General features: G+C 58.5%; 16 protein-coding genes. 6 read left to right on the top strand and 10 right to left on the bottom strand.

Annotated elements, in window-relative coordinates:
• Positions 1-7: 7 nt before the first annotated feature.
• The 5 genes from JSS95_14465 to JSS95_14485 all read right to left on the bottom strand — a co-directional run bounded on the left by JSS95_14465 (position 8) and on the right by JSS95_14485 (position 5,285).
• Positions 8-1,096 (bottom strand): substrate-binding domain-containing protein, encoded by a 1,089-nt coding sequence (locus JSS95_14465; protein ID MBS1801014.1) that lies wholly within the window; start codon positions 1,094-1,096, stop codon positions 8-10.
• Positions 1,097-1,125: 29 nt separating this feature from the next.
• Positions 1,126-2,316: a sugar isomerase gene (locus JSS95_14470; protein MBS1801015.1), complete on the bottom strand. Its 1,191-nt coding sequence runs from the start codon at positions 2,314-2,316 to the stop codon at positions 1,126-1,128.
• A 76-nt stretch (positions 2,317-2,392) separates the two neighbouring features.
• Positions 2,393-3,037, bottom strand: a complete 645-nt coding sequence (locus JSS95_14475) for an LUD domain-containing protein (protein ID MBS1801016.1) — start codon at positions 3,035-3,037, stop codon at positions 2,393-2,395.
• Complete coding sequence (locus JSS95_14480; GenBank protein ID MBS1801017.1) at positions 3,034-4,503, bottom strand: iron-sulfur cluster-binding protein; 1,470 nt, start codon at positions 4,501-4,503, stop codon at positions 3,034-3,036. Before JSS95_14480 ends, JSS95_14475 begins: the two co-directional genes overlap by 4 nt.
• Positions 4,500-5,285, bottom strand: coding sequence for a (Fe-S)-binding protein (locus JSS95_14485; protein ID MBS1801018.1), 786 nt, complete (start codon positions 5,283-5,285; stop codon positions 4,500-4,502). The genes JSS95_14480 and JSS95_14485 overlap by 4 nt, the downstream gene beginning before the upstream one ends.
• A 94-nt stretch (positions 5,286-5,379) precedes the next feature.
• Between JSS95_14485 and JSS95_14490 the strand changes: the two genes are divergently transcribed.
• From JSS95_14490 to JSS95_14500, 3 genes are all read left to right on the top strand, one after another.
• Positions 5,380-6,564 carry an L-rhamnose/proton symporter RhaT gene (locus JSS95_14490; protein ID MBS1801019.1) on the top strand — a complete coding sequence of 395 codons (1,185 nt, stop codon included), beginning with the start codon at positions 5,380-5,382 and terminating at the stop codon, positions 6,562-6,564.
• A 79-nt stretch (positions 6,565-6,643) separates the two neighbouring features.
• Positions 6,644-8,755 (top strand): S9 family peptidase, encoded by a 2,112-nt coding sequence (locus tag JSS95_14495; protein MBS1801020.1) that lies wholly within the window; start codon positions 6,644-6,646, stop codon positions 8,753-8,755.
• A complete protein-coding gene (locus JSS95_14500) occupies positions 8,752-10,287 on the top strand; it encodes an amidohydrolase family protein (GenBank protein MBS1801021.1) in 1,536 nt (511 codons plus the stop codon). Before JSS95_14495 ends, JSS95_14500 begins: the two co-directional genes overlap by 4 nt.
• A gap of 7 nt (positions 10,288-10,294) precedes the next feature.
• On the opposite strand, the gene JSS95_14505 is transcribed toward JSS95_14500, so the two are convergent.
• Positions 10,295-11,923, bottom strand: a complete 1,629-nt coding sequence (locus JSS95_14505; GenBank protein MBS1801022.1) for an amidase — start codon at positions 11,921-11,923, stop codon at positions 10,295-10,297.
• 507 nt (positions 11,924-12,430) lie between these two features.
• Between JSS95_14505 and JSS95_14510 the strand changes: the two genes are divergently transcribed.
• The 3 genes from JSS95_14510 to JSS95_14520 all read left to right on the top strand — a co-directional run bounded on the left by JSS95_14510 (position 12,431) and on the right by JSS95_14520 (position 16,552).
• Positions 12,431-13,426, top strand: coding sequence for a LacI family DNA-binding transcriptional regulator (locus JSS95_14510; protein ID MBS1801023.1), 996 nt, complete (start codon positions 12,431-12,433; stop codon positions 13,424-13,426).
• Positions 13,427-13,547: 121 nt separating this feature from the next.
• The gene (locus JSS95_14515; protein MBS1801024.1) at positions 13,548-15,188 is read left to right on the top strand and encodes a glycosyl hydrolase family 39; all 1,641 of its coding nucleotides are present in this window, start codon (positions 13,548-13,550) and stop codon (positions 15,186-15,188) included.
• Between the two features lie 44 nt (positions 15,189-15,232).
• Positions 15,233-16,552: a hypothetical protein gene (locus tag JSS95_14520; GenBank protein ID MBS1801025.1), complete on the top strand. Its 1,320-nt coding sequence runs from the start codon at positions 15,233-15,235 to the stop codon at positions 16,550-16,552.
• Between the two features lie 15 nt (positions 16,553-16,567).
• On the opposite strand, the gene JSS95_14525 is transcribed toward JSS95_14520, so the two are convergent.
• The 4 genes from JSS95_14525 to JSS95_14540 form a co-directional block, all read right to left on the bottom strand.
• On the bottom strand, positions 16,568-20,953 hold the full coding sequence (locus JSS95_14525; protein MBS1801026.1) for a glycosyl transferase: 4,386 nt from the start codon (positions 20,951-20,953) through the stop codon (positions 16,568-16,570).
• Between the two features lie 61 nt (positions 20,954-21,014).
• Positions 21,015-22,841 (bottom strand): ABC transporter ATP-binding protein, encoded by a 1,827-nt coding sequence (locus JSS95_14530; GenBank protein MBS1801027.1) that lies wholly within the window; start codon positions 22,839-22,841, stop codon positions 21,015-21,017.
• 213 nt (positions 22,842-23,054) lie between these two features.
• Positions 23,055-24,242, bottom strand: a complete 1,188-nt coding sequence (locus JSS95_14535; GenBank protein ID MBS1801028.1) for an OmpA family protein — start codon at positions 24,240-24,242, stop codon at positions 23,055-23,057.
• 171 nt (positions 24,243-24,413) lie between these two features.
• Positions 24,414-26,582, bottom strand: coding sequence for an elongation factor G (locus JSS95_14540; protein ID MBS1801029.1), 2,169 nt, complete (start codon positions 26,580-26,582; stop codon positions 24,414-24,416).
• Positions 26,583-26,784: the final 202 nt, after the last annotated feature.

The following is a 26,784-nucleotide window of genomic DNA, read 5'->3' on the forward strand; positions in this document are numbered from 1 at the left end:
TGCACAATCAAGCGGTCTGCTCATCGGCATTGGTCACAACGCGATGTTCGGCGAAGTTGTATGGCGGCACTGTTGTGCCATTCAAAAGCGCCAACCCTATGTGCACCAGATGCGTGCCGTAGCTGCCTACCTCATGGGAGATGGTCCCGATCATGGGAGAGCTTTTTTTACGAATCTCGGCGACCGCTTCAGGGATCGCATCCTGCCCGACAATAACAACCTGTTTCTCGCGTTTTGCCTCTTTCACCGCATCCAGCGCGCCGAGGGCGCTGGTGTCGTTGGCGGCAGCGATCAGAATGCCCCTTTCTTTAGGATGCCTCGCGAGAAAATCTCCGACCAGCTTTCTACTCTTCTCCCGCATGCCGCGACCATCCATCCTTACAAAAGATTCGATGGGGACATCGGGCAGCTTTGCCTTGATTGCCTCAAAGGCTCCGGTGATTCGGCTCTGCACAAGCTGTCCGGCCTCGGGAAGATCGAGCCCGAGCACCCAGGAGGCCTTGCCCTCCCACTGCTGTTCGGCATGTCTGGCGAGCAGGTCGCCGGCCTCGTAACCGACACGGTAGTTGTCGACACCGAAGTAGGTTGCATGAGGGTGTGGAATGTCGATTGCGATTAAGGGAATTCCTGCCGCAGCGACCTTATCGGCGATAACGGGCGCGGCCTCCTGCTCCACCTGGAACTCGATAACGAGGTCCACTTTGCTGCGAACGAACTCCTCGGCATTTTGAATCGCGGTGGCTGCATCGTAGCGGTTGTCGAGCACAAGCAGGTCGATGCCGGCATTGGCTGTCGCTGCATTCAGACTCTCCGTTACGGCAACGGAGAAGGGCATCTCCGCGCTCTGCGCCGCAAAGCCGAAGCGTATCTTCTTCGGCCGGGAGACGATGCGGTAGAGGCCATCGGAGCTGCGCGACAGATAGCCGCGATGCACAAAGGTCTTCAGTACGCGGTAGACCGTGGTCTTCGACACCCTCGACCGGCGATGAACCGCCTCAAGCGACATCGGCTCGTTCTCGGCCTGAAGCAGCTCGAGGATGTCCAGCGCCTTGGAAAGCACGGGGATGAGATAGAGACGTTTCGCTGCTTTACTCAACAGAACTCCTTTAGCTTACACAGAGCCTACTAAGCATAGCTTGCAACGCTGCCGGCATTCTTCGCGGCCCGCGACTTCACGGTCTCCTCAACGTAGCCGCTGTCACGCAGCTCTGCGAGCGGATCGGCAGCAAGTCCCTTGGACTGTCTCCACTCCCGCGCGAGGGGACGGACATCCGTCCAGAAGCAGCCGCGGAAGTGCTCCTCCGCAGCGACCAGGTCGCACTTGTCCTGCAGTTCCGAAAGCAGACCCTGATCCACCAGCGCAGCGCGAGCGTAGATCTCCTGGGCCGTCATCACGGTTTGTACAGCGGCCTCCATCTTGCCCTTCAGGTTATGGCTCTGGTCGATCATGAAGGCAACGTCCGCCGCGCTTTTGGCGTCGCTGAGAAGCTCATGGAAGATACGGAACACCTGGTAAGGATCGATGGATCCGATGGTGAGGTCGTCATCGGCATACTTGCGATCGTTGAAGTGGAAGCCACCAAGAGCGCCGAGATGGAGTAGCCAGACGACGATCTGCTCGATGTTCTGGCCCACGTAGTGGTGGCCGGTATCGACCAGCACCTTGGCCTGTGGGCCTGCCCTGTGCGCCAGCGCCAGCGCCATGCCCCAGTCGGCAATGTCTGTATGGTAGAACGCGGGCTCGAAGGGCTTGTACTCCACCAGCATGCGCTGGTTGGGAGCGAGCGCGGCATGGGTCTTCTCCAGGGCTTCGCCGGTCCATTCGATACGGCGGCGGATGCTCTGGGTTCCAGGGTAGTTGGAGCCGTCGGCGTCCCAGATAGAGATGTCGCGTGAGCCAAGGGCCTTTGCCAGCTCTACCGATTCGAGCAGATGCTGGATCGCACACTCGCGAATCTCCGGGTCGGGGTTCGCCATGGCGCCGAACTTGTACCCCTGATCCTGAAAGAGATTCGGGTTGATGGAGCCGCATTTAATACCGTACTTCGCCTCCAGCCGCTTGATCTCGGGCACGTCGGCCTTGCCCTTTGGCAGATCCCATAGAACATGCAGCGCTACGGTTGGCGCAATGCCAGTCAACCGGTTCACTTCGCCGGCGTCGGCAAACTTCTCTTCGACCGACGTCGCAGCACCAGGCTGGATGAACTTCCCAAAGCGCGTTCCGGTATTGGCGAACCCCCAGGACGGGATCTCGATACGGAAGTTGTCCAATGCAGCGAACACCCGCCCCTGCTGTGCTGCCGAAATGTCTGACATGGCTGTGACTCCAGATGTGAAACTACATCTCTATTGAAAACCATAGGCTAGGCTTCCAGGCCGGACCATGTCAAAGCTATTCTTCGCCTACGAGTACGATGTCGACGAACCGGGGGCCATGAACCCCCTTGATTCGGGTCATCTCGATATCGGCCGTCGCCGAAGGCCCGCTGAAGAACGTCGTCGGAATGTTCTTCGTAGACTCCAGAAGTCGCATGGCCTCAACCACGGTCTCCACGACGCGGCCTGCGGGAAGGATGCAGAGATGGTAGTCCGGCACTAGCGTGACGGCACGCCTGCCCTGCCCGGGCGCGGTCTGAAGAACGATCGTTCCCGTCTCTGCGATCCCCAGCGTGGCCGTCGTCATGACGGAGGCGAAGCCATCCAGTTCGGCGGAAGAGAATCCGCGATCGACAACAAATTCCGCCCCCTGCTGCCATTCCGAGGGCAGACCATCGGGCACCAGAACGCGATGAACACCGCGTCCGCTCAAAATGCCGGCTACAACCTCGCCTACTCCGGATGCACCCGCATGGTAGACGTTGGCGTCGTAGTCGTGCAGCCGGTCTTCAAACAGATGCAGTATCTCTTTGCGGGCGAGGCTGGCGGACGACTGATAGCCGCGTTCAATCCCTGCATAAGCAGACGCGGCCTGCTCAGGTGAAGATGCTCCTTTTGCGGAGCGTATGCGCTTCAGAATCTCTTCGCGCGTCGTCGTCATGCCTTGCCTCTCTTCTCCCACCAGTCGCGGAAGGTCTCTTCTGGCATCGCCTGCAGGTCCCGCGTGTCGGTCCATCCGCCCAACAGGCCGGGAAGCCAACCGATCCATCCTGTGTTGCCGGTCTGCTTTTGCCCCACGATGGAAAATTTCTGTTTCTCCGATTTCACAAGCGGCGACTCCGCGATGCGCCCCAGTCTTTGCGCCGCCCTGAAGCGCCGCTCCGAACGAAAGGCTGCCGCGACTGCCTTCATCGCCAGGCTCTCCGGCGTGTACCAACCGTTCTGCTCGACGACCTTGTTGCGGAGGTGGATCAGCACCTCGGGGATGTTGATCTTCACCGGGCATACCTCGTAACAGGCGCCGCACAGCGACGACGCATACGGCAGTGTCTGCGAGTGCTCCATGTGCATCAACTGCGGCGTAAGTATCGCGCCAATGGGGCCAGCATAAACGCTTCCGTAAGCGTGGCCTCCGGTCTGGCGATAGACCGGGCATGCGTTCTGGCAGGCTGCGCAGCGAATGCACTGAAGCGTCTCTCGCCCCTCGGAGTCCGCCAACACGTTTGTGCGTCCGTTGTCGAGCAATACGACGTGCATGGCTCGCGGCCCATCGCCCGGATGAACGCCGCTCCACAGCGAGTTGTACGGGTTCATTCGCTCGCCGGTCGCCGATCGCGGTAGAAGCTGAATGAGAGGCTCGAGATCCTGCCAGCGCGGAATGACCTTCTCGATACCGACGACTGAGATCAGCGTGTCAGGCAGGGTGAGGCACATGCGGCCGTTGCCTTCACTCTCAACGATGCAGATGCCTCCCGTCTCTGCAATCAGGAAGTTCGCACCGCTCACCGCTGTCTTCACGCGCAGAAACTTCTCGCGGAGAAACCGCCGCGCAGCGTCGGCGAGATCGGCTGGCTTGTCGCCGAGATCAGGAAGATTCATCGTCCGGCGAAAGATCTCTCGAATCTGAGCACGGTTTTTATGTAACGCGGGAACGACGATGTGCGATGGCTGGTCTTCTCCAAGCTGAATGATCAGCTCGGCGAGATCTGTCTCGTAGGCGTGAATTCCCGCCGCCTCAAGCGCATTGTTCAACTGCACCTCTTCGGTCGTCATCGATTTGATCTTGATGACCTCCGAAGAGCCGGATTCTTTCACCAGGCCGACGACAATCCTCTGCGCCTCGGCAGCGTCACGCGCCCAGTGTACGGTCCCTCCCGCGCGCGTGAAGTTCCGCTCAAACTCATCGAGGTAGACGTCGAGGTGCTGAAGAGCGTGCGCGCGAATCTGTCGGGCGCTCTCGCGGAGCAACTGCCAGTCCTGCTTCTCTTCCACCAGTTTGCGGCGCTTGTTCTGAATCACGTCGGTGGCGTGACGCACATTTTTGCGAAGCTGCGCATCGCCCAGAAGCGCTTTTGCCGCAGCCTGAAAAGGCGGAGCAGTCCGAGGGTCGAGAGGAATGCGGCTCATACGTTGACCTCCGTCTCGCCCGCCTCTTCCGCGGCCTCACTGGCTTCTGTGTGTGCGAGTATCTCAGCAATGTGCCGCGTCGTGACGCCCGTTCGCTGACGATGCAAGGCCCCCTGAATATGCATGAGGCAGGAGTTGTCGCAGGCCGTACACTCCTCCGCGCCTGTGTTCAGGACCGCGCGCGTCTTGTCTGAAAGCATCGCGCTCGATACGTCGGCGTTTTTTACAGCGAACGTCCCTCCGAAGCCGCAACACTGCTCAAGATTTGATATCTCGACCAGTTCAAGACCGCGCACTGCTTTAAGCAGCTTCTGAGGCCCGTCTCCAAGACCAAGCGAACGAAGCCCATGACAACTGGCGTGATAGGTCACGCGATGTGGATAGTAGGCCCCAATATCAGTCAGTCCAAGTTTCTTTGTCAGGAACTCGGAGAACTCCCAGACGCGCGGAAGCAACACGGCGGTGCGCTGCGGCAGAGTGGCATCGCCGCCTTCAGCAACGATCCTCTCTGCCATCATGGGATAGTGTTCGCGCATCATGGCAACGCAGGATGACGACGGCACGACCACGGCCTCAGCGTGCTCAAACTGAGCGACGAAGCGCGGAAGCAGCGGAAGCGCCTCCACCTGATAGCCAGTGTTCCAGTGCATCTGGCCGCAACAGGTCTGTCCGGCCGGAAACTCCACCGTATGCCCGAGACGTTCGAGGACCTCGACAACGGCCTTCCCCGTTGAAGGAAAGAGCGTGTCGTTATAGCAGGTAATAAATAGCGCAACCTTCAAGCCGCGACTCCCATATTCCAATAGAGATTATATTTCCCAAAAGCAATTTGCATTCGGTACGATTGCAGCAATCGTCTGTGGAGACAATAAGAGCATGGGACCAAACCCGCTGATAGGCGTCATCTTTCATTGGATTGGCGGCTTTGCTTCCGCTACGAATTTTATTCCGTTTCGCGGAATCAAGCGGTGGTCCTTTGAAATCTACTGGATCATCCAGGGATTTGCCGCCTGGATCGTTGCACCGCTTGTCCTGTGCAGTATCTTCGTGCCAGACACCTTTGGCATTCTCCGCGCCGCGCCCGCCAGTTCCATCCATGCCGCGATCTTCTGGGGCATCTTGTGGGGTGTTGGAGGACTGACCTTTGGCCTATCCGTCCGCTACCTGGGCATCGCGCTGGGATACGCCATCGCGCTCGGCTTCTGCACGGCCTTCGGAACGCTGATTCCGCCCGTCATTCACGGTCAGCTTGGAACGATTGCTCACGAGCGTTCAGGCCAGGTGGTTATTGGTGGAGTCTGCCTGTGCCTCGTTGCCATCGCCGTCAACGGCTTGGCGGGATGGTGGAAGGAGCACGAAGTAACGGCCGAGGAAAAGGCCGAGGCCGGAGAAAGAGATTTTTCCTTTGCTCGCGGGCTTACCGTCGCCGTCTTCGCTGGCATCATGAGCAGCTTCTTCGCCGTCGGACTCGACGCTGGAAAGCCAATAGCCGACATCGCCAAAACCCGCCTGCTCGCAGCCGGAAGACTCGACCTATGGCAGAACCTTCCTGTCCTGATCGTCGTGCTCTGGGGAGGATTTCTTACCAATCTGCTGTGGTCCATCTTCCTGATCGCAAAGAACAAGTCCGCAAAAGAGTTTGCCGGGGAACCAGGCAGCAATCCGTTGCGCTCGGCACACATCAGCGGCGAGACAATCGCCGGGATCGACCCTACCGACCCGGGGCTGCTCCGCTTGTCCAACAAAACTCTGGTTGCGAACTACCTCCTCGCCGCGCTCGCCGGGGTGGTCTGGTACTTCCAGTTCTTCTTCTACTCCATGGGACAGACGAAGATGGGGCAGTTCGAGTTCTCGTCGTGGACGCTGCACATGGCGTCGATCATCCTCTTCGCGACCCTCTGGGGAATCGTGCTGAAGGAGTGGCGCGGCACCAGCGCGAAGACAAGGGCCATGGTGACCCTGGGCATCATTCTTCTGATTGGCGCAACCGTGGTGGTAGGGGCTGGAAACTACCTGAAGACGAAAGAACCTGCACAGACATCAATGGCGCTCACCCGATAGCCTTTTAGGATCAACTCCTGCTGAGGCCGTCTTTGAGACATACTGTTTAGCGAAGAATAATCTCACTTCGAGGAGCGGTATGACGCGCAGGCTTACTCTCTGCATGGCGGCACTCACGTTTCTGGCATCTCAGTCCGGGCTGGGACAGAGCTTCACAATCGAGCAGGCCCTCAGCGCGCCCTTTGCCTCCAACCTGACTTCAGGCCCCAAACCCGGCACGCTTGCCTGGATGGAGGACGAGCAGGGGCATCGCAATCTCTGGACCGGGACGCGCAACGCCGCCGGACGATATGAGGTGAAGCGGCTCACAGCCTACGACTCCGACGATGGCCAGGAGATGTACGACATCGCGTGGACGCCGGACGGCTCGCACATCGTCTATGTACGCGGCGGAGATTCGGAGTTCCTCGGCAGACCGGACCCCAATCCCGAACACCTCGCCGGAGGAGTCTCACAAAACATTTTGATCGTCGCCGCGACCGGCGGAGAGCCGCACAAATTGGGCGAAGGCTACTCGCCTGCGGTGTCGCCGAAGGGCGACCAGGTCGCATACCTGTCGCACGGACAGGTATGGTCGGCCGGACTTGCATCTGACGCGCCCAAGGCCCAACTGATGTTTCACGCTCGCGGCGAGATTACATCGCTCGCATGGTCTCCCGACGGGCACGCGCTGGCCTTTGTCAGCGACCGTGGCGACCACGGCTTTATTGGCGTATACGACGTGGCTTCAAAGGGGCTGCAATATCTCGAACCAAGCACTGCGGACGACACCGACCCCGCGTGGTCGCCCGACAGCAGGCAGATCGCATTTATTCGCGTCCCCGGACGGCCCGAGGGCTCGCCCTTCAACCGCAGAACGGCGCCGCCGTGGTCGATCCATGTCGCCGATGCCTCCACGGGACAGGGCAAGGCCGTCTGGACTGCCGCTGAAGGCAGAGGCAGTGCATTTCATGAGAGCGCCGGCGGCGCCCAGTTGCTATGGAGCGCCGATGGCTTTCTGATCTTTCCGTGGGAGGCTGAGGGCTGGCTGCATCTCTACTCCGTTGCAGCGACAGGTGGCAAAGCGCAACTGTTGACGCCGGGCGAATTTGAAGTCGAAGATATGCGCCTCACACGCAACGGCCGCGAAGTTCTTTACGCCTCGAATCAGGGCGACATTGACCGGCGGCATCTATGGCGCACGCCGGCATCGGGCAGCGGACTGCCCAAAGCGTTGACCAGCGGCGCAGGCATTGAAGTCTCTCCCATCGATGACGGCTCAGCCACTGTGATGCTTCGCTCTGACGCCCACACGCCGCTGCGTCCCGCCGTGCTTGCCGCAAGCGGAAAGATTAACGATCTTGCCCCCGAACTGGTTCCTGCCGACTACCCTGGAGCAAGGTTTGTCGCTCCTGAGCAGGTGTTGTTTCGAGCAGCAGACGGTCTTGAGATTCACGGCCAGCTCTTTCTACCTGCGAATGCACGCGACGGCAAACGACATCCCGCGGCTGTCTTCTTTCATGGCGGATCGCGGCGGCAGATGCTGCTCGGCTTCCACACCATGGGCTACTACTCGAACGCCTATGCCATGAACCAGTACCTCGCGAGCCAGGGCTACATCGTTCTGTCGGTCAACTACCGGAGCGGTATCGGGTATGGACTCGACTTCCGCGAGGCCGAACACTACGGCCGCGACGGCGCCAGCGAGTACAACGACATTCTCGGCGCTGGAAAATATCTGCGCAGCCGCACCGACGTTGATCCGGCTTGCATCGGCGTATGGGGAGGAAGCTACGGCGGCTTTATGACCGCTCTTGCCCTTGCGCGATCGTCGGACATCTTCGCTGCCGGAGTCGACATGCACGGCGTCCATCAGTGGCTGCGTCCTTCGAGTTGGAAGCCCTCGCACGCCCCCGAGGCCGATGCGCGAACATTGAAGACCGCATGGGAGTCTTCGCCCATGGCGTATATGTCGACGTGGCGATCGCCCGTGTTGCTGATTCAGGGTGACGACGACCGCAATGTGCCTTTTTCGCAGACAGTATCGCTCTCACGCGAACTGACGAAACATGGCGTCGAGTACGAACAGCTCGTCTTCCCCGACGAGATTCACGGCTTCCTGCTGCATCGTTCATGGGTGGCAGCCTATGCCGCTGAGGCCGATTTCTTCCGCCGCCATCTCCTGACACTCTCTAAGGAGCAACAACATTGATCCGTCTTCGTATCTTCGCCGCCGCACTGCTGCTTCTGCCTTTGCCTTACGCCACCGCGCAGGAACTTGACCTGCTGATTCGTGGAGGCTCCGTCGTCGACGGCACAGGTTCGCCCGCGAGGGCCGCCGACATAGGAATAGCCGGCGACCGCATCGTTCTCGTCGGCAACGGCGCAGGCCGCCACGCGAAGCGTGTCATCGACGCAACCGGACTTGTCGTAACCCCTGGCTTCATCGACCCGCACACGCACACAGCAGGCGATCTCAGCGACCCCAAACGCAGCCGCAACGACGCCTACCTGATGCAGGGTGTCACCACCGTCGTCACAGGAAACGACGGCGAGAGCCCGCGCGAAATCGGCGCCACACTCGACCGATGGAAGCGCCAGGGCATTGGCACCAACGCAGCGCTCTTCATCGGCCAGGGAACGGTACGTGGCCAGGTAATGAAGATGTCCGACGGCAAGCCCACCGCCGGGCAGATAGTGCCGATGAAGCATCTCGTCGATACTGCGATGCAACAGGGAGCGATCGGCATCTCAACCGGCCTCTACTATGCGCCGGGCAGTTACTCGACCACCGAAGAGGTCATCGAACTGGCGAAGGTAGCAGCGGCACACGGCGGCATCTACGACACCCACATGCGCGACGAGAGCTCGTACAACATCGGCCTTCAAGGGGCAGTGCGCGAGACGATCCGCATCGGGCAAGAGGCGCATCTGCCCGTCATGATCTCGCACATCAAAGCCCTGGGAGTCGATGTCTGGGGACAGAGCACAGATGTCATTCGCATCATCAACAACGCCCGCCAGCAAGGCGTGGACATCACGGCAAGCCAGTATCCCTACACCGCCTCGGGTACAAGCGTTACAGCGTCGTTGGTGCCGCGATGGGCCGAGGCCGATGGCGCGCTCCAGAAGAACATCATCGACCCTGCCGTTCACGCCCGCCTGGTAAGCGAGATGACGCGAAACCTTGAGCGGCGTGGCGGCGCGGACTCCTTGCTGATGACCGACTCAAAAGACAAGAGCATCCTCGGCAAGACGCTGGCGCAGATTGCGAAGGACCGAAGCGAGTCGCCTATCGACGCCGCCATCGAGATCGTCAAAGCTGGCGGATCGGGGGTTGCCTCCTTCAACATGAAGGAGAGCGACATCGATGCATTCATGCAACAACCCTGGGTGATGACGTGCTCCGACGGCTCCGAAGGACATCCGCGCAAATACGGCACGTTCCCGCGCAAATTCCACGAGTACGTCTACACACGGCATGTCATCACGCTTGAGGCCGCAGTGCGTTCGAGCACATCGCTGCCTGCGCAGACGCTGCGTCTCAAAGATCGCGGTCTGCTAAAGAACGGATATTTCGCCGATGTGCTGGCCTTCGACCCCAAAACCTTCGTAGACAAGTCGACCTACGAGTCGCCTCGTGTACTTGCCACCGGCGTGCGCTACTTGACCGTCAATGGGGAACTCGCAGTCGACCAGGGTGCATTGACATCGAAGCTCGCGGGACGGCCGCTGACCCACTGATAAGCTATCAGTTTGACGAGGCAACCAGCGCTGGCAGGCGTCGATTATGCGTCGCCTGCTGATAGGCGTAGGCATATCCAATCAGATCGCCATCGCGCCACCGCCTGCCTGAGATCTCAAGCCCAAACGGGAGCCCGTTCGCGTAGAACCCACCCGGAACCGACACCGCCGGAACGCCAATGCGATTCACCCACCCTGTCTCGCTGTAGGGGCCGGCCTTCGATGCTCCCGGCAGCGTCTCGTCATACGTGGGAATCTGCAACGCCGGATAGACGAAGCCGTCGAGCCGCCACTTCTTCAGCGTCTCCTCATAGATAGCGAGCGCCTCACGCTGGGGCCCGTAGTAGTTCTTCTCGCTCTCCGTATCGGTCTCGATCGCTCGTTGCGTCATTGCATTGCCTGCGTCCTGCCCCGGACGTATTCCGCCAACCATGAATGCGGGAAACGCTTTGCCTGTCGCGGCCTCATACTCTGCTACCGAGTGATACGAAGACGGGCCAAAGTTGTGCAGAAACAGATCGACCCCTTCGCGACGGTAGGGGCGCGTGACCATGCGGCGCGCAGTGATGAAGAAGCTCTCCGGCAGCACCTCCTTGTCGATGATGACTGTCGCTCCCGCAGCGCGCATCTGCTCGATCGCCTTCATCAGCGCGGCGCGCGTCTCCGGCACCACGCCACCTGCCAGCGGAGGAGCGTCTGGCCCATTGCCGTAAACCAACGGCGATCCTTCAAGGATGAACCACGGCACCGCAAAGCGCTTGCCTTTCAGCGCATTGGCCTTGAGATATCTTGTGTACGGCCCGGTTTCAGCCTTCACCGCCGATCCCTTCGTCCAGGCATCGAGCGGATCCTCGGCCTGCATCACTTCAAGAGCAATTGCCGCGCTTGTTACGTCACGCGCCAGCGGCCCGGTGTTGTCGCGCAGCCAGTCGAGCGGATGAATGCCGGCGATGCTTGTCAGTCCCCGCGTCGGCAGTATTCCCACCAGGCTGTTGTTCGCCGCAGGCTGTCGAATGGAATTCGCCGTATCGGTACCCGTGCCCAGCACTGCAAAGTTTGCGGCCACGGCAGTAGCCGTCCCGCCGGACGATCCTCCCGGAGAGAAGCGCACGTCATACGCATCGCCGGTGCGTCCACCGGCGGTGCTGATGTTTGTGTCGCTGGCGGCGAAGTCGGGCATGTTCGTCTGCCCCAGCAGGACTGCTCCCGCCGCGCGCAGACGTTCGACCACCAGAGCATCGCGCGGCGAAATAAGCTCCTTCCCCTCAAGGGTGTATCCCGCCCATCCTGCGCTTGTCAGCCAGCCCTTTACGCTGGTATTGGCCTTAATCACAATCGGAACGCCCCACAGCAGGCCATGCTTTGCTGAAGCGGATTCAGCATCTTCCTCTGCTGCACGAGCCAAAGCGCCCTTGGCATCGATATAGAGCATCGCGCGATAGGTGCCGTCATAACGCGCCATCCGGTCGAGATACCACTGTGTCACCTGAGTGACCGTATAGCGATGCTGCGCATACAGCTTGTGCAGCCCAGGGACTGTAATCTCCATCAGGTCCCGGTCGATAGCAGGAACAGGCTTCTGCGGTACGGACGCCTGCGGCAACGCGGCTGCCGTAACGAGAAAGAGCAAACCCATTGCTCCACAACGACGAAGAAGGACACTTCCTGTCAGCCGGAAAGACCTCATGAGATCACCCTCAAAAAACCCAGGGATGGAAGCATCCTGGTTCGACGACTTTGAGCCTATCAGGCCAAACGAGACCAACCCTAATGAAACTACCGGCAGCAACGCCGCACAATAAAAGATGAAGAGAACGCAGACAGCAATGCATAGAAGCACGACCTCTCAAGATGTCTCTCTCCTTCCATGGCACATCCGGACTCTCTCAGTTGTTATTATACTAAGACAAACGTTTGTCTATTGTTAGTACCATTTCGATAGCGACGACATTTATCTCCAATTCTCTGGGGGACAGGCCCACGAGAGAACACAACGTATTATCCTCCCGCCACCTAATTTTCTATCTCATCGGTTCGTCATCTTGTTACTCTTAAAATTAAAGAACGCTTTTGATCTATCAGTAATTTCTCGATGAAGAAGCCTTTCAAGCCGCCAGCGCGTCCACGTCATGTCAGCCTCAAAATGCTGGGGGAACACCTCGGCCTCAGCCCCTCGACCGTATCGTTTGTTTTGAACAATACTCCGGGGCGGTCCATTCCTGAGGCCACCCGCGATCGAGTTCGGGCGGCAGCAAAGAAATTCAACTATCAGCCCAGCATGATCGCCCGTTCCTTGCAGGGCAAGCGCATGCAGACCGTCGGCATCCTGCTGCCTGAACTGGGAGAGGGTTATCACTCCCAGGTACTCTCAGGCGTCGGCGATCTGCTGATGCGCGAAGACTACTTTTATTTCACCGTTCACCATCGCCATCGCAGCGACCTGATCGCTGCCTATCCCGATCTTTTCCGATTGCGGGGCGTAGACGGCATTATCGCCATCGATACCCGCCTCGAAGCGCCACCAGCGTTGCCAACAGTTACGGTTGCCGGGCATACGACCTTGCCGGGCATCTCTAACGTCCTGCTGGATGAAACTCTCGGAGCGCAGCTATCGCTCAAGCACCTTCGTGATCTCGGCCATTGCAAGATAGCCTTTATGCACGGCCAGCCATTCAGCTCCGACTCCGATACTCGATGGTCTGCGACTCTCAGAACGGCGAAGAAGCTCGGCATCGAGGTCCACGAGGAGTTGATGATCTATCTCTCCAAAGATTCGCATTCGCCGGAGATCAGCTATCCCGGAATCCGGCGGCTGATCGAAAGCGGCCAGCCTTTTACCGCTGTACTTTGCTTCAACGACGTCTCTGCAATGGGAACCATCCGCGCGCTGCACGAAGCAGGCCTTCGCGTCCCGCACGATGTCTCCGTCGTCGGCTTCGACGATATTCAGTCAGCCGCATACCAGGTCCCCAGTCTTACGACCATCCGTCAGCCTCTGCAGAAAATGGGGAGCATGGCGGCGCAGATGCTCCTGCAGAAGCTAGCGGGAGAACACCTCCCGAGCCTTGTAAAGATAGAACCCGAGCTGGTGGTACGGGAATCGACTGCGGCTCCTCCTCCGCGGAAGACCGCGAAGTAACCGTTTCGTTCTATCAAATGGAGCTCAACCTCCTCGTCAGCGGCTACATTCATGGCCAAAATACGCATCCAACTCTCAATACATCTCAGACGCGAAATTGCCCTGGAGACGACACCCCGTCATGATCAGCCCGCCAAAGAAACAAAGAATCCCATCGTTGGTTCATGTGACAACGGCCGCCATCTTCGCACTCGCAGGCACAGTTGGCGCGCAGACACATCCCGGCCACCAGGCTGCCGGTGAAACGCTGAAGATCGATGCCCGCGCTCAAGGAACCCCCTTTCCACATTACTGGGAGACCGTCTTCGGGTCAGGCCGCGCCATCCTTTCTTTGCGCGACAGCTACCGGACCGACCTTCGCGCGGTAAGACAAATCACGGCCATCCAGTCCGTACGCTTTCACGGCATCTTCATGGACGATGTTGGACTCTACGACCCCGGCCGAAAGCCCATTCAGTTTGCGCAGATGAAGAACGCGAATGCTGCCTCAGCAGAAAATACTGGCATCTACAACTTCTCGTATATCGACCAGATCTACGACGGCCTGCTGGACAACGGCGTTCGGCCGTTTGTCGAGCTTAGCTTCATGCCGAAGAAGCTGGCATCCGACCCGAACGCCCTTCACCCCTTCTGGTACAAACAAAACGTCTCACCTCCCAAAGACTACGCCGACTGGGATGCAATGATTGCGGCCTTCGCTCAACATCTGATCGATCGCTATGGCCTCGATGAGGTCTCACATTGGAATTTTGAAGTATGGAACGAGCCCAACATCGACTTCTGGGCCGGAAAACCTGCCAAGGCAACTTACTTCGAACTCTACGACCACACCGCGCTCACACTCAAAAAGGTGAACCGTCGACTTCGTGTGGGTGGCCCGGCAACGGCACAGGCCGCCTGGACCGGCGATTTTCTTCGTCACTGCAAAGAGAAAAATATTCCCGTCGACTTCGCTTCAAGCCACGTCTATGCCAATGACACAGCCAAGGATGTCTTTCATACTGACGAAACGATCCCTCGCGATCGCATGGTCTGCCGTGCTGTTCGCAAAGTTCACGATGAGATTGCCGCTTCCCCGCTGCCATCGACTCCTCTCATCTTCAGCGAGTACAACGCCAGCTACGCCAACGAGCCCAACGTTACAGACTCCATTTACATGGGCCCCTGGCTGGCTGCGACAATCAGCCAATGCGACGGTCTGACGGAATCGATGAGCTACTGGACCTTCTCCGATGTCTTTGAGGAACAGGGCATCGTAAGATCGCCCTTCTATGGGGGATTCGGACTCCTTGCAGAAGATCACATCCCCAAGCCTGCCTATAATGCGTTCTTCATGCTCCACCAACTGGGAGATCGCCGTCTGCCTCTCGCCTCCGAATCCGCACTGGCAACGCGCCGATCTGATGGGGCAGTTGTAGTCGCTCTCTGGAACTATGCTCCACCAGACGGAACAGGTGCTTCATACACTCCGCCGCCCGCCAGCCGGGGTCTCTCGAAGACCTTTGCGCTTCAGGTAGCAGGCATTTCAGCCAACGCAGGCGCCACCATCCTTCGTCTCGATGAGGATCACGGAAACGTGATCAAGGCTTATGACGCGATGGGCCGCCCTCCTTTTCCTTCACGAAAACAGATCGCCGATCTGCGCAAAGCGGGCGAGCCTGCTCCACCTGAGCAGATGATGCTCAAAGATTCCCGCGTAACCGTTCAGGTTCCACCTCAGGGACTCGTTCTTATCACTTTCTTCAACCCGAAGGCGCGATAAACTCCATTGCTGGCTCGTCTCCAACTCTCTATGGCGGCTTCTATATGAAAGCCCGTCCAGCACATCAGATAACACGGCGCAACGCCACCCGTTTGCTTGCCGGGACGTTGCTCTCCGGCATTGGCGCACCTTCCCTCACAAGCCGCATCGCGTTGGCTGAACCGCAGCCGGCCGCACTCAATGCTGCTGACACTGCATTTCTTGAAGAGATGGAACGTCAGGCCTGCCTCTACTTTTACGAGCAGGCCGACCCCTCCACCGGTCAGGTGCTCGACCGCGCGAACAATCGCACCGGCAACGGTCAGATGGACTCCCGGTTCGTCTCAAGCATTGCAGCCACAGGCTTTGGCCTCACGGCACTCTGCATTGCCGACAGCAGACGCTATCTTCCTGCCGACCGCATTCGCCGACGAGTACTTGCCACGCTTCAGTTTCATCTCAGGCCCATGCCTACCGAACATGGCTTCTACTACCATTTCAACGACGTAAAAACCGGCCTGCCTCTGCTCAACATAGAGGTCTCGCCCATCGACACCGCCATTCTTCTGTGCGGCATTCTCACCTGCAGAGCACACTTCAAAGACCCGAAGATCGCCGATCTCGCTACGCAGATCTATAACCGCATTGACTGGCCATGGATGCTGAACGGTGGAAAGACGTTTGCACTGGGTTGGCTTCCAGCCACGGGATTTCTTACACAGCGCTGGGACCACTATGCCGAAATGATGATGCTGTATCTGCTGGCCATCGGCTCCCCCACTCACCCCATTGACCCATCATCCTGGAGCAGCTTTTCGCGTCCGCGTGTGCGCTTTAGCAGCTTCAACTTCATCAGCGGACATGATCCTCTCTTTATTCATCTCTACTCTCACGCATGGTTCGACTTCTATCGCAAGCGCGATGCCTTCGCCGACTACTTCAACAACTCCGTCACGGCTGTTCGCGCACACAAGGCGTTCTGCCTCAGTCTCAATCGGGGATACACCGAAGACTACTGGGGTCTCACGGCGTCCGATTGGATGCACGGCTATACCGCGTGGGGAGGACCGCCGCTGATGGGCCCCATCGACGGTTCTGTCGTTCCGTGCGCCACCGCAGGCTCGCTTCCCTTTCTCACACGAGACTGCCTGCGCGTTCTGCGCTCACTCAAAGACAAGTATGGAGAATATGCATGGGGCCGGTATGGGCCTTGCGATGCCCTCCATCCAAGCCTCTCCTGGTACGACGCAGATGTTCTAGGCATTGACCTTGGCATCAGCCTGCTGATGGCAGAGAACCTGCGCACGGGCTTCGTCTGGAAGACCTTCATGCAGAATCCTGAAGCGGCGAATGCGATGAAACTCGCCGGCTTCCGCAGCTACTGAATATCTGACTGAAACCTATGCAACCTTCACTTGCGCAGATTCATCGGTAGCACTCTGCACAACCGCTGGCTCCTTGAGAGCCTCAGAAGACAGCTTGCTCAGCGGTTTCTCATGCAGCAGCAATTCTGACGCTCGAACAATAGCATTCGCATGGAACCATCTTTGGAAGCAGCTCCCTCTCAGCAGATTTGCCAGTGCGAGCAAGCTCATTCCCTGATGATGCGCCATCCACGATCGCACGATGCGCGGCTCGCTGCCCTCCGTATAGTCGGCTGCTTCATACAATCCATAGTCTCCACTCCAGCCCATTGCTACCATGCTGCGCAGATTTTCAATCGCCGCATTGCGCAACAAGGGCAACGCCAAAAATGTCGAATAAGGTGAAATGACGGGCCCATCTTCAGCGCCATATTTCAACGCCAGTTTTGGGATGCCCCATGCGTGATATCCATAGCGTCCAACCGCATCCGTCTTCGCGAAGCCCGACTCCGATATCCCCCACGGGATGCGCCTTACATGATCGCGCTGTATCCGCACAGCCGATTCAAGCGCCCTTGTAATCAGCGTATTCGGATACATCCGCATCCACAACGCGGGCATCATGTACTCGAACATCGTGCCTGTCCACGAGACCAGGCACTCGCGACCTTTCACCAGCACATGCGACCGGTCCAGACGGAACCAGGACTCCTGATTGATATCGCCTTTCGCCACTGCAAGAAAAGACGCCATGCGTGCCTCGGATGCCAGCAGGTCGTAACACGCGTCATACAACTCGCCAGTCACACCGTCATAGCCAATGGAAAGCAGTTTGCGCGATTTCACCAGCAGAAAACCATACTGCATCTCGTCGGCACAGAGGTATGCACGCGCTGCAATATCCTTGATATCCGCCACCAGCTTCGCAAGTCGTTCCCTGGCCTCGGGAAGCAGCGAACCAAGCTCTGCCGCTAACTTCGCATGATTGAGGTCGACGATCTGCTCTTCGCTTAGCCCGGCAAGTCTTCGGTCCAGATCGTCAACAAACCTGACAGCCTCAACTAAGGCTGGGACTTTATGGAGTCCTACCATCGCACTGTGCACTAGTAACATGCTGAAACGCGGCAATAACCATGGGATATACGCCTCGACAAACTCACGGAATCGCTCGCGAATGCGCTGGCGTTCATCGTCAACCCAGCTTCCCTCGCGCACTGTCTTCGTTTCCGCGATTTGACGGTTCAGGGCTTCTTCACTCACAAGCGGCAGCTTCAATAGCTCCAGCGCACCTGCATGCAGAGAATAAAACGACGCAGCAAGATTCCCGCTATCCACTGCCGACACGGTCTTCGGCGAGATCGCCTCCAGCCTCTCGATGTCATACCAGTTGTAGATATGGCCGCGCTGCTTCTCCAAACGATCATAAGTGTCCAGAGTCCCCAGGGTCGCAGCGGCAAATTCATCAGCATGGATAAAGCCAAAATCGCACGCCGCCTGACGAGCATTCAGAAGCATTCCAAGGTTCGTGGGTGACAACTTCCTCACCTCCAGCCTGTCTTTCTCCTCCACGTTGTCGGGAATCAACCAGTGATTTTTTGGCCCGCCAAACTCAGCAAAGTAACGCCATATAAGCAACGCCTGACGTTCAAGAAACTCCCGCTCCGAAGTCTTCAAAGGCCCTTCCTCAGAACGGGGAAGCGAATTGAGCCAGGAGATAACGGCCGGCGCCAGCGCCCACAATATCAGTACAGGAAAAGCCGCAAACAACGCCTGCGGCCGTGCGAGGCTCAAACCCATGGCGATGGTCAAAGCAATCACAGGCGACAGCTTCAGATAAGTATCCAGCGACCCGCGAGTTCCGCCCGCTTCCGACTGCGCCGCCGTCTCCCAGTCCAATAGATTCCGTCCCGACAGATACGTGCGATTGAGCGAGCGAATGATCGCATCCAGCGAAAGCATCATGTGATGCGGCAAGAAGATCAGGTTCAGCAACGTAATGCCGAGCGATGAGAACAGCGTCGCGAAGGCGTCGCGAACCGAGGCCAGACTTCTGCTTACAAGCGCGCGGACCATGTTGAAACCCATCTGAATGATTCCCGGCAGCAGCACAAGAATCAGTACCGTCACCGTCCAGTAGAGCGCGCCGCCTGGAAGAAAAAACCATCCGAAGACGAACAACAGGAAAGTGACAGGTTCAATCAGGCTTCTGCGAAGATTGTCGAGAATCTTCCATCGCGAGATGGTGCTAATCGGGTTTGGCGCAATGCGGCCAAACTCATCGGGCACTGCGCTGAACAGCCACCGCAATATCTGCCAGTCGCCCCGCAGCCAGCGATGCTTGCGCCGCGTGTGCGCAGAATAGTGCGACGGATAATCGTCAATCACTTCAATGTCCGAGACAAGCCCCGCACGGGCATAAGCACCCTCGATCAGATCGTGAGACAGCAGCGCGTTTCGCGGAAACCTGTGATTCAGGACGTGATGGAACGCGTTGAGGTCATAAATGCCCTTGCCAGTAAATATGCCTTCGCCAAACAGGTCCTGATATGCATCGGACACCGCGCGCGCATAGACATCGAACCCTGTCTCGCCTGAGTACAGCGCGGCCAGTCTCGAACGCGATGCGGACGACACGCTCACCCCGACACGAGGTTGCAAAATGCCGTAACCTGCTGTCACAATACGCAGCCGGGGATGAATAATAGCGCGGTTCAGTGGATGCGCCATCGTTCCCACCATCCGCGCCGCTGCGCCCCAGGGAAGCTGCGTGTCTGAGTCCAGGGTGATGATGTAACAGATCCGCGCCAGAACGCCGAGCGGACCAACCTTCCTCGGGAAACTGTCCCACTCGCCAAGCAGCAGCTTATTCAGGTCCAGCAGTTTACCTCGCTTCCGTTCCCATCCCATCCACACGCCTTGCCTTGCGTTGAAGGCACGGTGTCTGTGCAGCAGCAGAAACGAACCTCCCTTATGCTTTGCATACTTCACATTCAGCGCGTCAATAGCGCGAGCGGCGAAGTCCACAAGCGGGCCTTCGTCGGGATCGAGAGGACGTGCCGTCGCATCCGGCAGGTCCGTCAGGAGAGCGAAGTGCAGGTTGGGATCCTGATTGCAAAGAAAGCGCGACTCCAATTCATCCAGCAGGTCCTGCACCTGCCGCTCATTCAGCAACAGCGTCGGCACTACCACAAGAGTTGCCGAGTCCTGTGGAATACCCTTTGAGAAGTCCAGCTTCGGAAGCGACTCGGTCTTCATCAACGCTGAAACCGTCCCGTTAACCAGGTCGACTGCGCCCTGTGTCGCAGGCAGCAGAGCAAGCAGCAAGGCTGCCATCACCGGCCAGAACTCATGGTGCGGAACCAAGGGGAGGATCATCGCGGTAATCAGCAGCAGCGCAAGAACGAACGTCCCAAGGATGTAGAACTCTTCGTTGTAACTGCGGACAATGTCCCTCAGCCTTTCAACCATCGGTGGACGAAAACCGATACGGGCCTTCAGTTCGCGCACGCCATCGGCAACGAGGTAGTAGCCAACATGCGACTTCCTCCGCGCCATGCGCGCATCGCCATGGTCAATGCGCGAAGCCGCCTGGGCCAGCTCCAGTGCAATCTGCGCCGTCTGCAGCTCGCTCGTATCCGCATGACGCGCCAGCTCGGAAATGCGCGAACGATAGAATCCGCGCGTGTCCTCTTCCATCGCCCCGTACACGCCGACCGGATCTTGTCGAAGCACGGCATCGAATGCAATCAACGGCTCAAGTATCTCGCGCCACTCTGTCTGGCTCATACGCCGCAAACTATGAATCGACGCAGAGAAAGGAGACCGCTCAACTGGCGGCAGCTCGCCGGCGGCAAATACCGTGTCGGCTCGATTGAGGATGAACTCCAACTGAGCCAGTCGCAGTGCATCGGGCAACAGTTGTATCTCGCGCAATAGTAGCGGGTCATGCTTTTGCAACTGCTCCACAAAGATCGAGAGCGACCTTCGCGACCAGATACCGTCCGCACACGCCAGATAGCTTCCCGCAATATGCACGATCTGAGGAAGACTGCCCGCTGGTGCGAGATTCGCGAAAGGGACCTCGCGGTAAATCTCGTTACCTCCATCACAGCGCGGCACTGTCGCTTCAAACATACGCAAGCTCTCAACCAACTCGAGCTTCGGTGTAAGCTCCGTGACCGAGGTACCCAGCTTCCATCGCGGGGCTGCTTCTTTCAATCGTGTGCGCAGACCTTCCAGATACCTTCTGAGATTTTCCTCTCCACTGCCTGGCAATTCCCGGCGTAACTCGCGCGCCAGCGCATCTGCCGCGCCGCGCAGCTCTGCCTCGTTCGCCGTAGGCTCCTCCGGCAAACCCGCCGACGGCGTATCCAGTATTGGGGCCGTCAACGACGAGACGTGCATATCTTCGGACAAAGCCATCTATCCCATCTTTCCTCGTGCACACAATCGAGCGCTCAATCGCGCACTGTGTCCCAACGGCTTATCGATAACTGGCCGCCTGCATCTCAAACATGCCGGCATAGATTCCACCGGCCGCCATCAGTTGTTGGTGATTTCCCTCTTCAATCAGCCGGCCACCCAATAGAACCACAATACGATCGACCATCCTCACGGTCGAGAAGCGGTGCGAAATCAACAGCGCCATCTTCCCTTCCGTCAACTCCGCGAACCGTTCGAAGACCTCAAGCTCGCTGCGCGCATCGAGAGCCGCTGTGGGCTCGTCCAATATCAGCAACTCTGCATCGCGCAGATACGCGCGCGCCAAGGCGATCTTCTGCCACTCTCCGCCTGAAAGTTCAACGCCGCCTTCAAACCGGCGTCCCAGCATCTGGTCGTAGCCTCCAGAGAGTTTCTCAATCACCGTATCGGCCAGACTCTTCTGCGCAGCCGACTCCAGATCCAAAGCCGTGTGCGGTTTGTCCACGCGGCCAATCGCGATATTCTCCCGCGCCGTCATCTCAAAGCGCACAAAGTCCTGAAAGATCACACCGATGTTCCGATGCAGGTCTTCAAGCGCATACTCACGCAGGTCGATTCCATCCAGAAAAATCTGGCCCTCTGTCGGATCGTACAGACGCGTAATCAGCTTCACGACCGTCGTCTTGCCCTGGCCGTTCTCCCCAATCAGAGCAATGCGCTCCCCGGGTCGCAACACCATATTGAAGTCCTTCAACACACGTCGCGTTGTCCCGGGATACGCAAATGAGACGTTGCGAAACTCAAAGCCCGTTTCGATACGCGCCGGGAAGCGGCGCCCTTGCGGGTTGGCATTCACAGTCGGTTCCATCTCAAAAAAAGCAAGCAGGTCCGTCAGGAAGAGCGCCTGGTCGGCGATACCGGATGCCGTTGAAAACACCTGCTGTAGATTCGAGCTGGCTTGCTGGATCGCAGTCGTCAGGAAGTAGAACTGGCCGATGTCATAGCGTCCGCCAAGCGTGCGCCAGATCACATAGATGTACGCTCCGTAGTAGCCCAGCGTGCCGACAATGCCCAGCAACCCGCCCAGCAACAGCTTCGAGCGTGCCAACTTCACATCCTCGCGATAGATCTGGTCCGCAAGCGCCTTGAAGCGATTCGTAAAGAAGCCATGAAGCCCGAAGAGCTTGACCTCTTTTGCGCCATCGCGGCTTCCTGCAACCTGTCGCAGATAATCCATCTGCCGCTTGGCTGTGGTCTGGCGAAAGTTCTTCGCGTATCCAAGAAACGCAAAGTGCGTTTCCCCCAGAAACGAAGGCAGCACTCCCACCAGTAGCAGTAGCACCAGCCACGGCGAAGCCCATGCCAGCGCGGCGGAGAATGCGGCCGTCGTAATCACCTGCTGTATCAGGCGACCCATCTGCTGGATCATGACCAGCCGATCCGTGGCCTGTCCCCGCGCTCTCTCCAGACGGTCATAGAAGGCCGGGTCTTCATACGTCGTCAGGTCGAGCCGCGCGGCCTGATCCATCACGCGTACGCTGACAAGCTGCGTGTAACGGTTCGCGAGCAACGCATCTGTGTAGTCGATCGCCCTCATCAACAGGCCGAGAGCAACATTCAACGCCACCTCTGCGGCTACCAGGTACCAAAAGTTCTGGCCCAGCTTCTCTCCGTGCAGTACAGCGGCGACATCATTCAGGATGTATTGCGCAACCTTTGCAATACCAAACGGCAGTACCGCAACAAAGAGTCGTAAGATCAAACCCCACGTAACCACCCACGGACCGGAGTCCCATAGAATGCGCAGAACGGGCGGCACGTTGCGGAGCGCTCGCAGGCGCTCCAGCCACGGGCTCTGGGCATTTGCAGAGTCTCGACGTTCGTTCATAGCGCGTAATCGCTTTTGTTTATTCTTTATCCCGCCACACATCAAACGACGAATAGCAACTGCCATCCCACCGCTCTTCTTCAGTCTGGGATGCGCAATTTCTCGCTAGCGTTGGATGCGGAGCCAGGCCGGCGCTGCGCAACCCAGCCGTTTCCAGCAGAAACGGCCAGCACGCTCCAGGCTCGCCGGCCGTTACGCTATCTTGTTCTTTGCCTACTTCTGCGTTACGCGCAGCGCAATCCTTCGATTCTGCTGCCTACCCTCCTCCGTCGAGTTGTCGCCCACGGGATACTGGTCGCCATAACCCTCTGAGGCGAGCCGCGAAGCATCGATACCCTTCGCCACCAAAGCATCCATGACATTTTTGGCCCGGGCCGTCGAAAGAGCCATGTTTGCCGCAGGGTCGCCCGTATTGTCCGTATATCCGCCAAGCTTCAAATTTACGTTTGGATACGCCCTAAGAATCTCAGCGATGTTGTTCAACTGCTCTTCTGAAGACGCCTGTAGTGTTGCCTTCCCCGTGTCGAAGGTCAGCCGGTCGAAGTTGAACCACGTTGTGCTGTCAACCTGCTTCGAACTGTCCTGAATGAACGCAAGCAGCTTGTTCTCCACGCCGAACTGCGGGATATTCAATTCCACACCGTTCGGCAGCTTCGTCTTGAAAAAATCCCCAAGAGCAGACATCGCCGACGAAGCTGTATTGGCGGCATCCTGCATCGTCTCTTTCGATGGCTCCTTGCGGTTGAAGAACCAGAGGATTCCCAGCAATAGTGCGGCAAGAATCACAACCGGCCACAGCCACTTGTTCGTTGTTGCAGCCGCCTGCGCAGGAACGGCTGTCGAAAGACTTGGGATCCCACCTGCAAACAGAGTACGGAACCCCGCAGGCAAAAGCTCTTGCAGCTTGGGGGATTCGTTCTTCAGCGAGCTAACCAGGCTTGCCGGACTTGCATTGTTGTCTTGAACGAACCTGCTTAGCCCTCCCAGTACCAGAGGAGCGCCCATACTGAGCAGCGAACCTGCCTTACTTGCTCCGAGCCCTGAGAACTGGCCAATCGCATCGGTCACCGCTCCCATGCGCGATCCAAAGATCAGCGCAAGAAACTTGCCGCCCAGGTCCCCAAGCGGCGAAGCTGCACCGGCACCTGTAACAGCCGAGGCCGGGTTCGAGACCAACCCCGAAAGAGCGCCTGTCGTCGCCGGGTTCGTCAACATGCCGAAGAGCTGGCCGATAAAGCCAGGCTCATCCGCCTTCGATACCAGTCCCGATAGCATTGCAGCAGCACCGCCCTGCAACCCGCGTTGAATGGTCTCGCTCGATTCACCCATCTGTGAGGCGAGCGCGCTCGATACCTGGGGCCCAATAAAATCCATAACACTGTCAATGATGGAGCTGGACATAGTTCCTCCTGTTTCTCGCTTCAAATTGCGTGTTCTACAGCCCCGTGCTCTGTCAACAGTCGTAGTCCGCCGATCGAACGGCGGTGGCGTCCTTCATGCCCAGGAAATAACCAGCCATCGCGATAAGCGCGAGATCTTCACGAGACCGCACAAACCAGTTTCATCCAGACCTTACTCTTCGCCCTCATCTCCTGCAGGCCTCTTGGCATGCGCGAGGATCTTCTCCGAGAGCTGCTGTGGCACCACATCGTAATGGTCCATATCCATCCTGAAGCTTCCTCGCCCCTGCGTGATCGAAGTCAGCGTCGCCCCGTAGTTGAGCATCTCGGCCATCGGCACCTCGGCCTTCACGACCGTGCCCGTACCAGCACTCTCCATCCCCTGTACCCGTCCGCGGCGGCCGTTCAGGTCAGCCATCAGCGATCCGGCAAACTCGTCGGGCGCTTCAATTTCGACACGCATCACCGGCTCCAATAGAGCGGGCTTCGCCTGCTCCATGCACTTGCGAAATGCGATCCTCGCGGCCAGCTTGAACGACATCTCGCTCGAATCCACATCGTGATAGCTCCCGTCAAAGACAGTCACCTTGAAGTCCACCACTGGATACCCCGCCAGATACCCTCTTCCCGCCGACTCCTGGATTCCCTTCTCGACCGCAGGAACGAACTGCCGCGGAATCGCGCCGCCGAAGATGTCGTTCTCGAACACAATCCCGCTTCCGCGCGGCAGCGGTTCCATGCGAATCTTGCAGTCTCCAAACTGGCCGTGCCCGCCCGTCTGCTTCTTGTGCTTGCCCTGCGCTTCGGCCCTCCCACGAATCGTCTCGCGGTAGGGGACCTTCGGAGCCTTCAGCGTAACCTCGGTGTGATACCGCTTCTTCAGCTTCGAGACCAGCGCTTCGATATGCGTTTGCCCCGATCCAGCGACAAGGAACTCATTCGTCTGCGGATCGCGATAGAAACGCACCATCGTGTCTTCTTCCATCAGCTTATGCAGCGCTGGCGCCAGCTTGTCCTCATCCGCGCGCGACTTCGGTTCGATGGCATACGTCATCACCGGCTCAGGCACCACAACTGCATCGAGAAAGATCTCATGCTGGCGGTCGCCCAGCGTGTCGCCGCTCAGCGTCGAGCGCAACTTCGGCACCGCGCCAAGATCGCCTGCATGCAACTCCTGGATCTCCGCGGGCTTTCTCCCCTGCATGACAGAAAGGTGGGCGAGCCGCTCCGCCTCGTGCCGGTTGAAGTTCTGCACCGTCATATCGTTTTTCACCACGCCGCTTACTACCTTGAAGAACGAGATCCTTCCCGCGAACGGGTCCGTCATCGTCTTGTAGACATAGAGCGCCAGCGGCTCCTTGTCGTCCATTTGGCGCATCACAATCTCTTCGTGTGCAAGCGCAGCCAATCCATCGCCGGCCTTTGCCTCCCCATTACCGTTCGACGGCCCCGTTCGCGCCGCCCTGGCTGCAATCGGCACACGTTCCACCGGCGTCGGCGCATACGTTCTCAGAAAGTCCAGCAGATGGTCCGTACCGACATTGCGCAGCCCGCTGGTATATAGCACCGGGAAGATTCTGTCTTCGCGAATTGCCTCGTGCAGTGCAGCAATCAGATGCTCCTCAGGGATCGTTCCCTCCCTGAAGAACTCTTCCATCAGCTCATCCTTCCCTTCGGCCACCAGCTCGACCAGCGCCTCATGGGCCTGCTTCGCATCCGCTTCCAGAGCGTGCGGAATAGCACCCACCTCGCCCCGCCCATTGCCGTTTGGCTGATACAGGTAGGCCTTCATCGTCACCAGATCCACCACGCCATGAAAGCCCTTATCGTCCACAATCGGCAGCTCGATCGGGATGACCTGTCTGCCCCATCTCGCCTGCATGGCCTCGACCATCTGCTGACGGCCGATGCGGCTATCGGCCTTGGGGTGGTCCACCTGGTTCACGACAATCGCTCGCGGAAGCGCAACCTCGGTCGCATACTTCCACACGCGGTCCGTCATCGTCTCCACTCCCGAACACGCGTTCACAACAACCAGCGCCGACTCGACCGGCATCATGGCGGCACGCGCTTCGTGCACAAACATATGGAAGCCCGGCGTATCCACCATGTTCACCTTGACGCCGCTCCATTCCGCAAATGCCACGGCATTCGACATCGTCGTCTGCCGCGCCACCTCCTCTTCGTCATACGCCGTGACGGCGGTACCGTCTTCCACACGCCCCAGCTCCGGCGTCATCTTGGCTGCATGAAGCATCGCAGAGATCAACGACGTCTTCCCGCAATGCGCGTGGCCAACTACGGCAACGTTGCGAATATCGTTTCCTGAATAGACCCTCATCACCGTACCCGTCCTCCCGCTGTCCAGACTGATGTTGTATCCCGAGGCGCGCATGACGGGGCGTCACTCCACAACGCGCACTCCGTCCGCACAAAGCCTCGGTCGCTTATCTGTTGGCTTTTGAATATCTTTCTGCGCCACTCATTTGGCGCAGAAAACTTGCGACGGCACGGTCGCGCCGGTCTTGTCTGCCGGTTTTCCT

The organism is Acidobacteriota bacterium, assembly GCA_018268895.1.
GTDB lineage: Bacteria > Acidobacteriota > Terriglobia > Terriglobales > Acidobacteriaceae > Edaphobacter.

Excerpts from the sequence above, each read along its gene's own strand:
- JSS95_14490 (MBS1801019.1), top strand. The coding sequence starts at position 5,380 with ATGGGACCAAACCCGCTGATAGGCGTCATCTTTCATTGGATTGGCGGC.
- JSS95_14470 (MBS1801015.1), bottom strand. The coding sequence starts at position 2,316 with ATGTCAGACATTTCGGCAGCACAGCAGGGGCGGGTGTTCGCTGCATTG.
- JSS95_14540 (MBS1801029.1), bottom strand. The coding sequence starts at position 26,582 with ATGAGGGTCTATTCAGGAAACGATATTCGCAACGTTGCCGTAGTTGGC.
- JSS95_14480 (MBS1801017.1), bottom strand. The coding sequence starts at position 4,503 with ATGAGCCGCATTCCTCTCGACCCTCGGACTGCTCCGCCTTTTCAGGCT.
- JSS95_14515 (MBS1801024.1), top strand. The coding sequence starts at position 13,548 with ATGATCAGCCCGCCAAAGAAACAAAGAATCCCATCGTTGGTTCATGTG.
- JSS95_14535 (MBS1801028.1), bottom strand. The coding sequence starts at position 24,242 with ATGTCCAGCTCCATCATTGACAGTGTTATGGATTTTATTGGGCCCCAG.
- JSS95_14520 (MBS1801025.1), top strand. The coding sequence starts at position 15,233 with ATGAAAGCCCGTCCAGCACATCAGATAACACGGCGCAACGCCACCCGT.
- JSS95_14505 (MBS1801022.1), bottom strand. The coding sequence starts at position 11,923 with ATGGGTTTGCTCTTTCTCGTTACGGCAGCCGCGTTGCCGCAGGCGTCC.
- JSS95_14475 (MBS1801016.1), bottom strand. The coding sequence starts at position 3,037 with ATGACGACGACGCGCGAAGAGATTCTGAAGCGCATACGCTCCGCAAAA.
- JSS95_14510 (MBS1801023.1), top strand. The coding sequence starts at position 12,431 with ATGCTGGGGGAACACCTCGGCCTCAGCCCCTCGACCGTATCGTTTGTT.
- JSS95_14525 (MBS1801026.1), bottom strand. The coding sequence starts at position 20,953 with ATGGCTTTGTCCGAAGATATGCACGTCTCGTCGTTGACGGCCCCAATA.
- JSS95_14495 (MBS1801020.1), top strand. The coding sequence starts at position 6,644 with ATGACGCGCAGGCTTACTCTCTGCATGGCGGCACTCACGTTTCTGGCA.
- JSS95_14530 (MBS1801027.1), bottom strand. The coding sequence starts at position 22,841 with ATGAACGAACGTCGAGACTCTGCAAATGCCCAGAGCCCGTGGCTGGAG.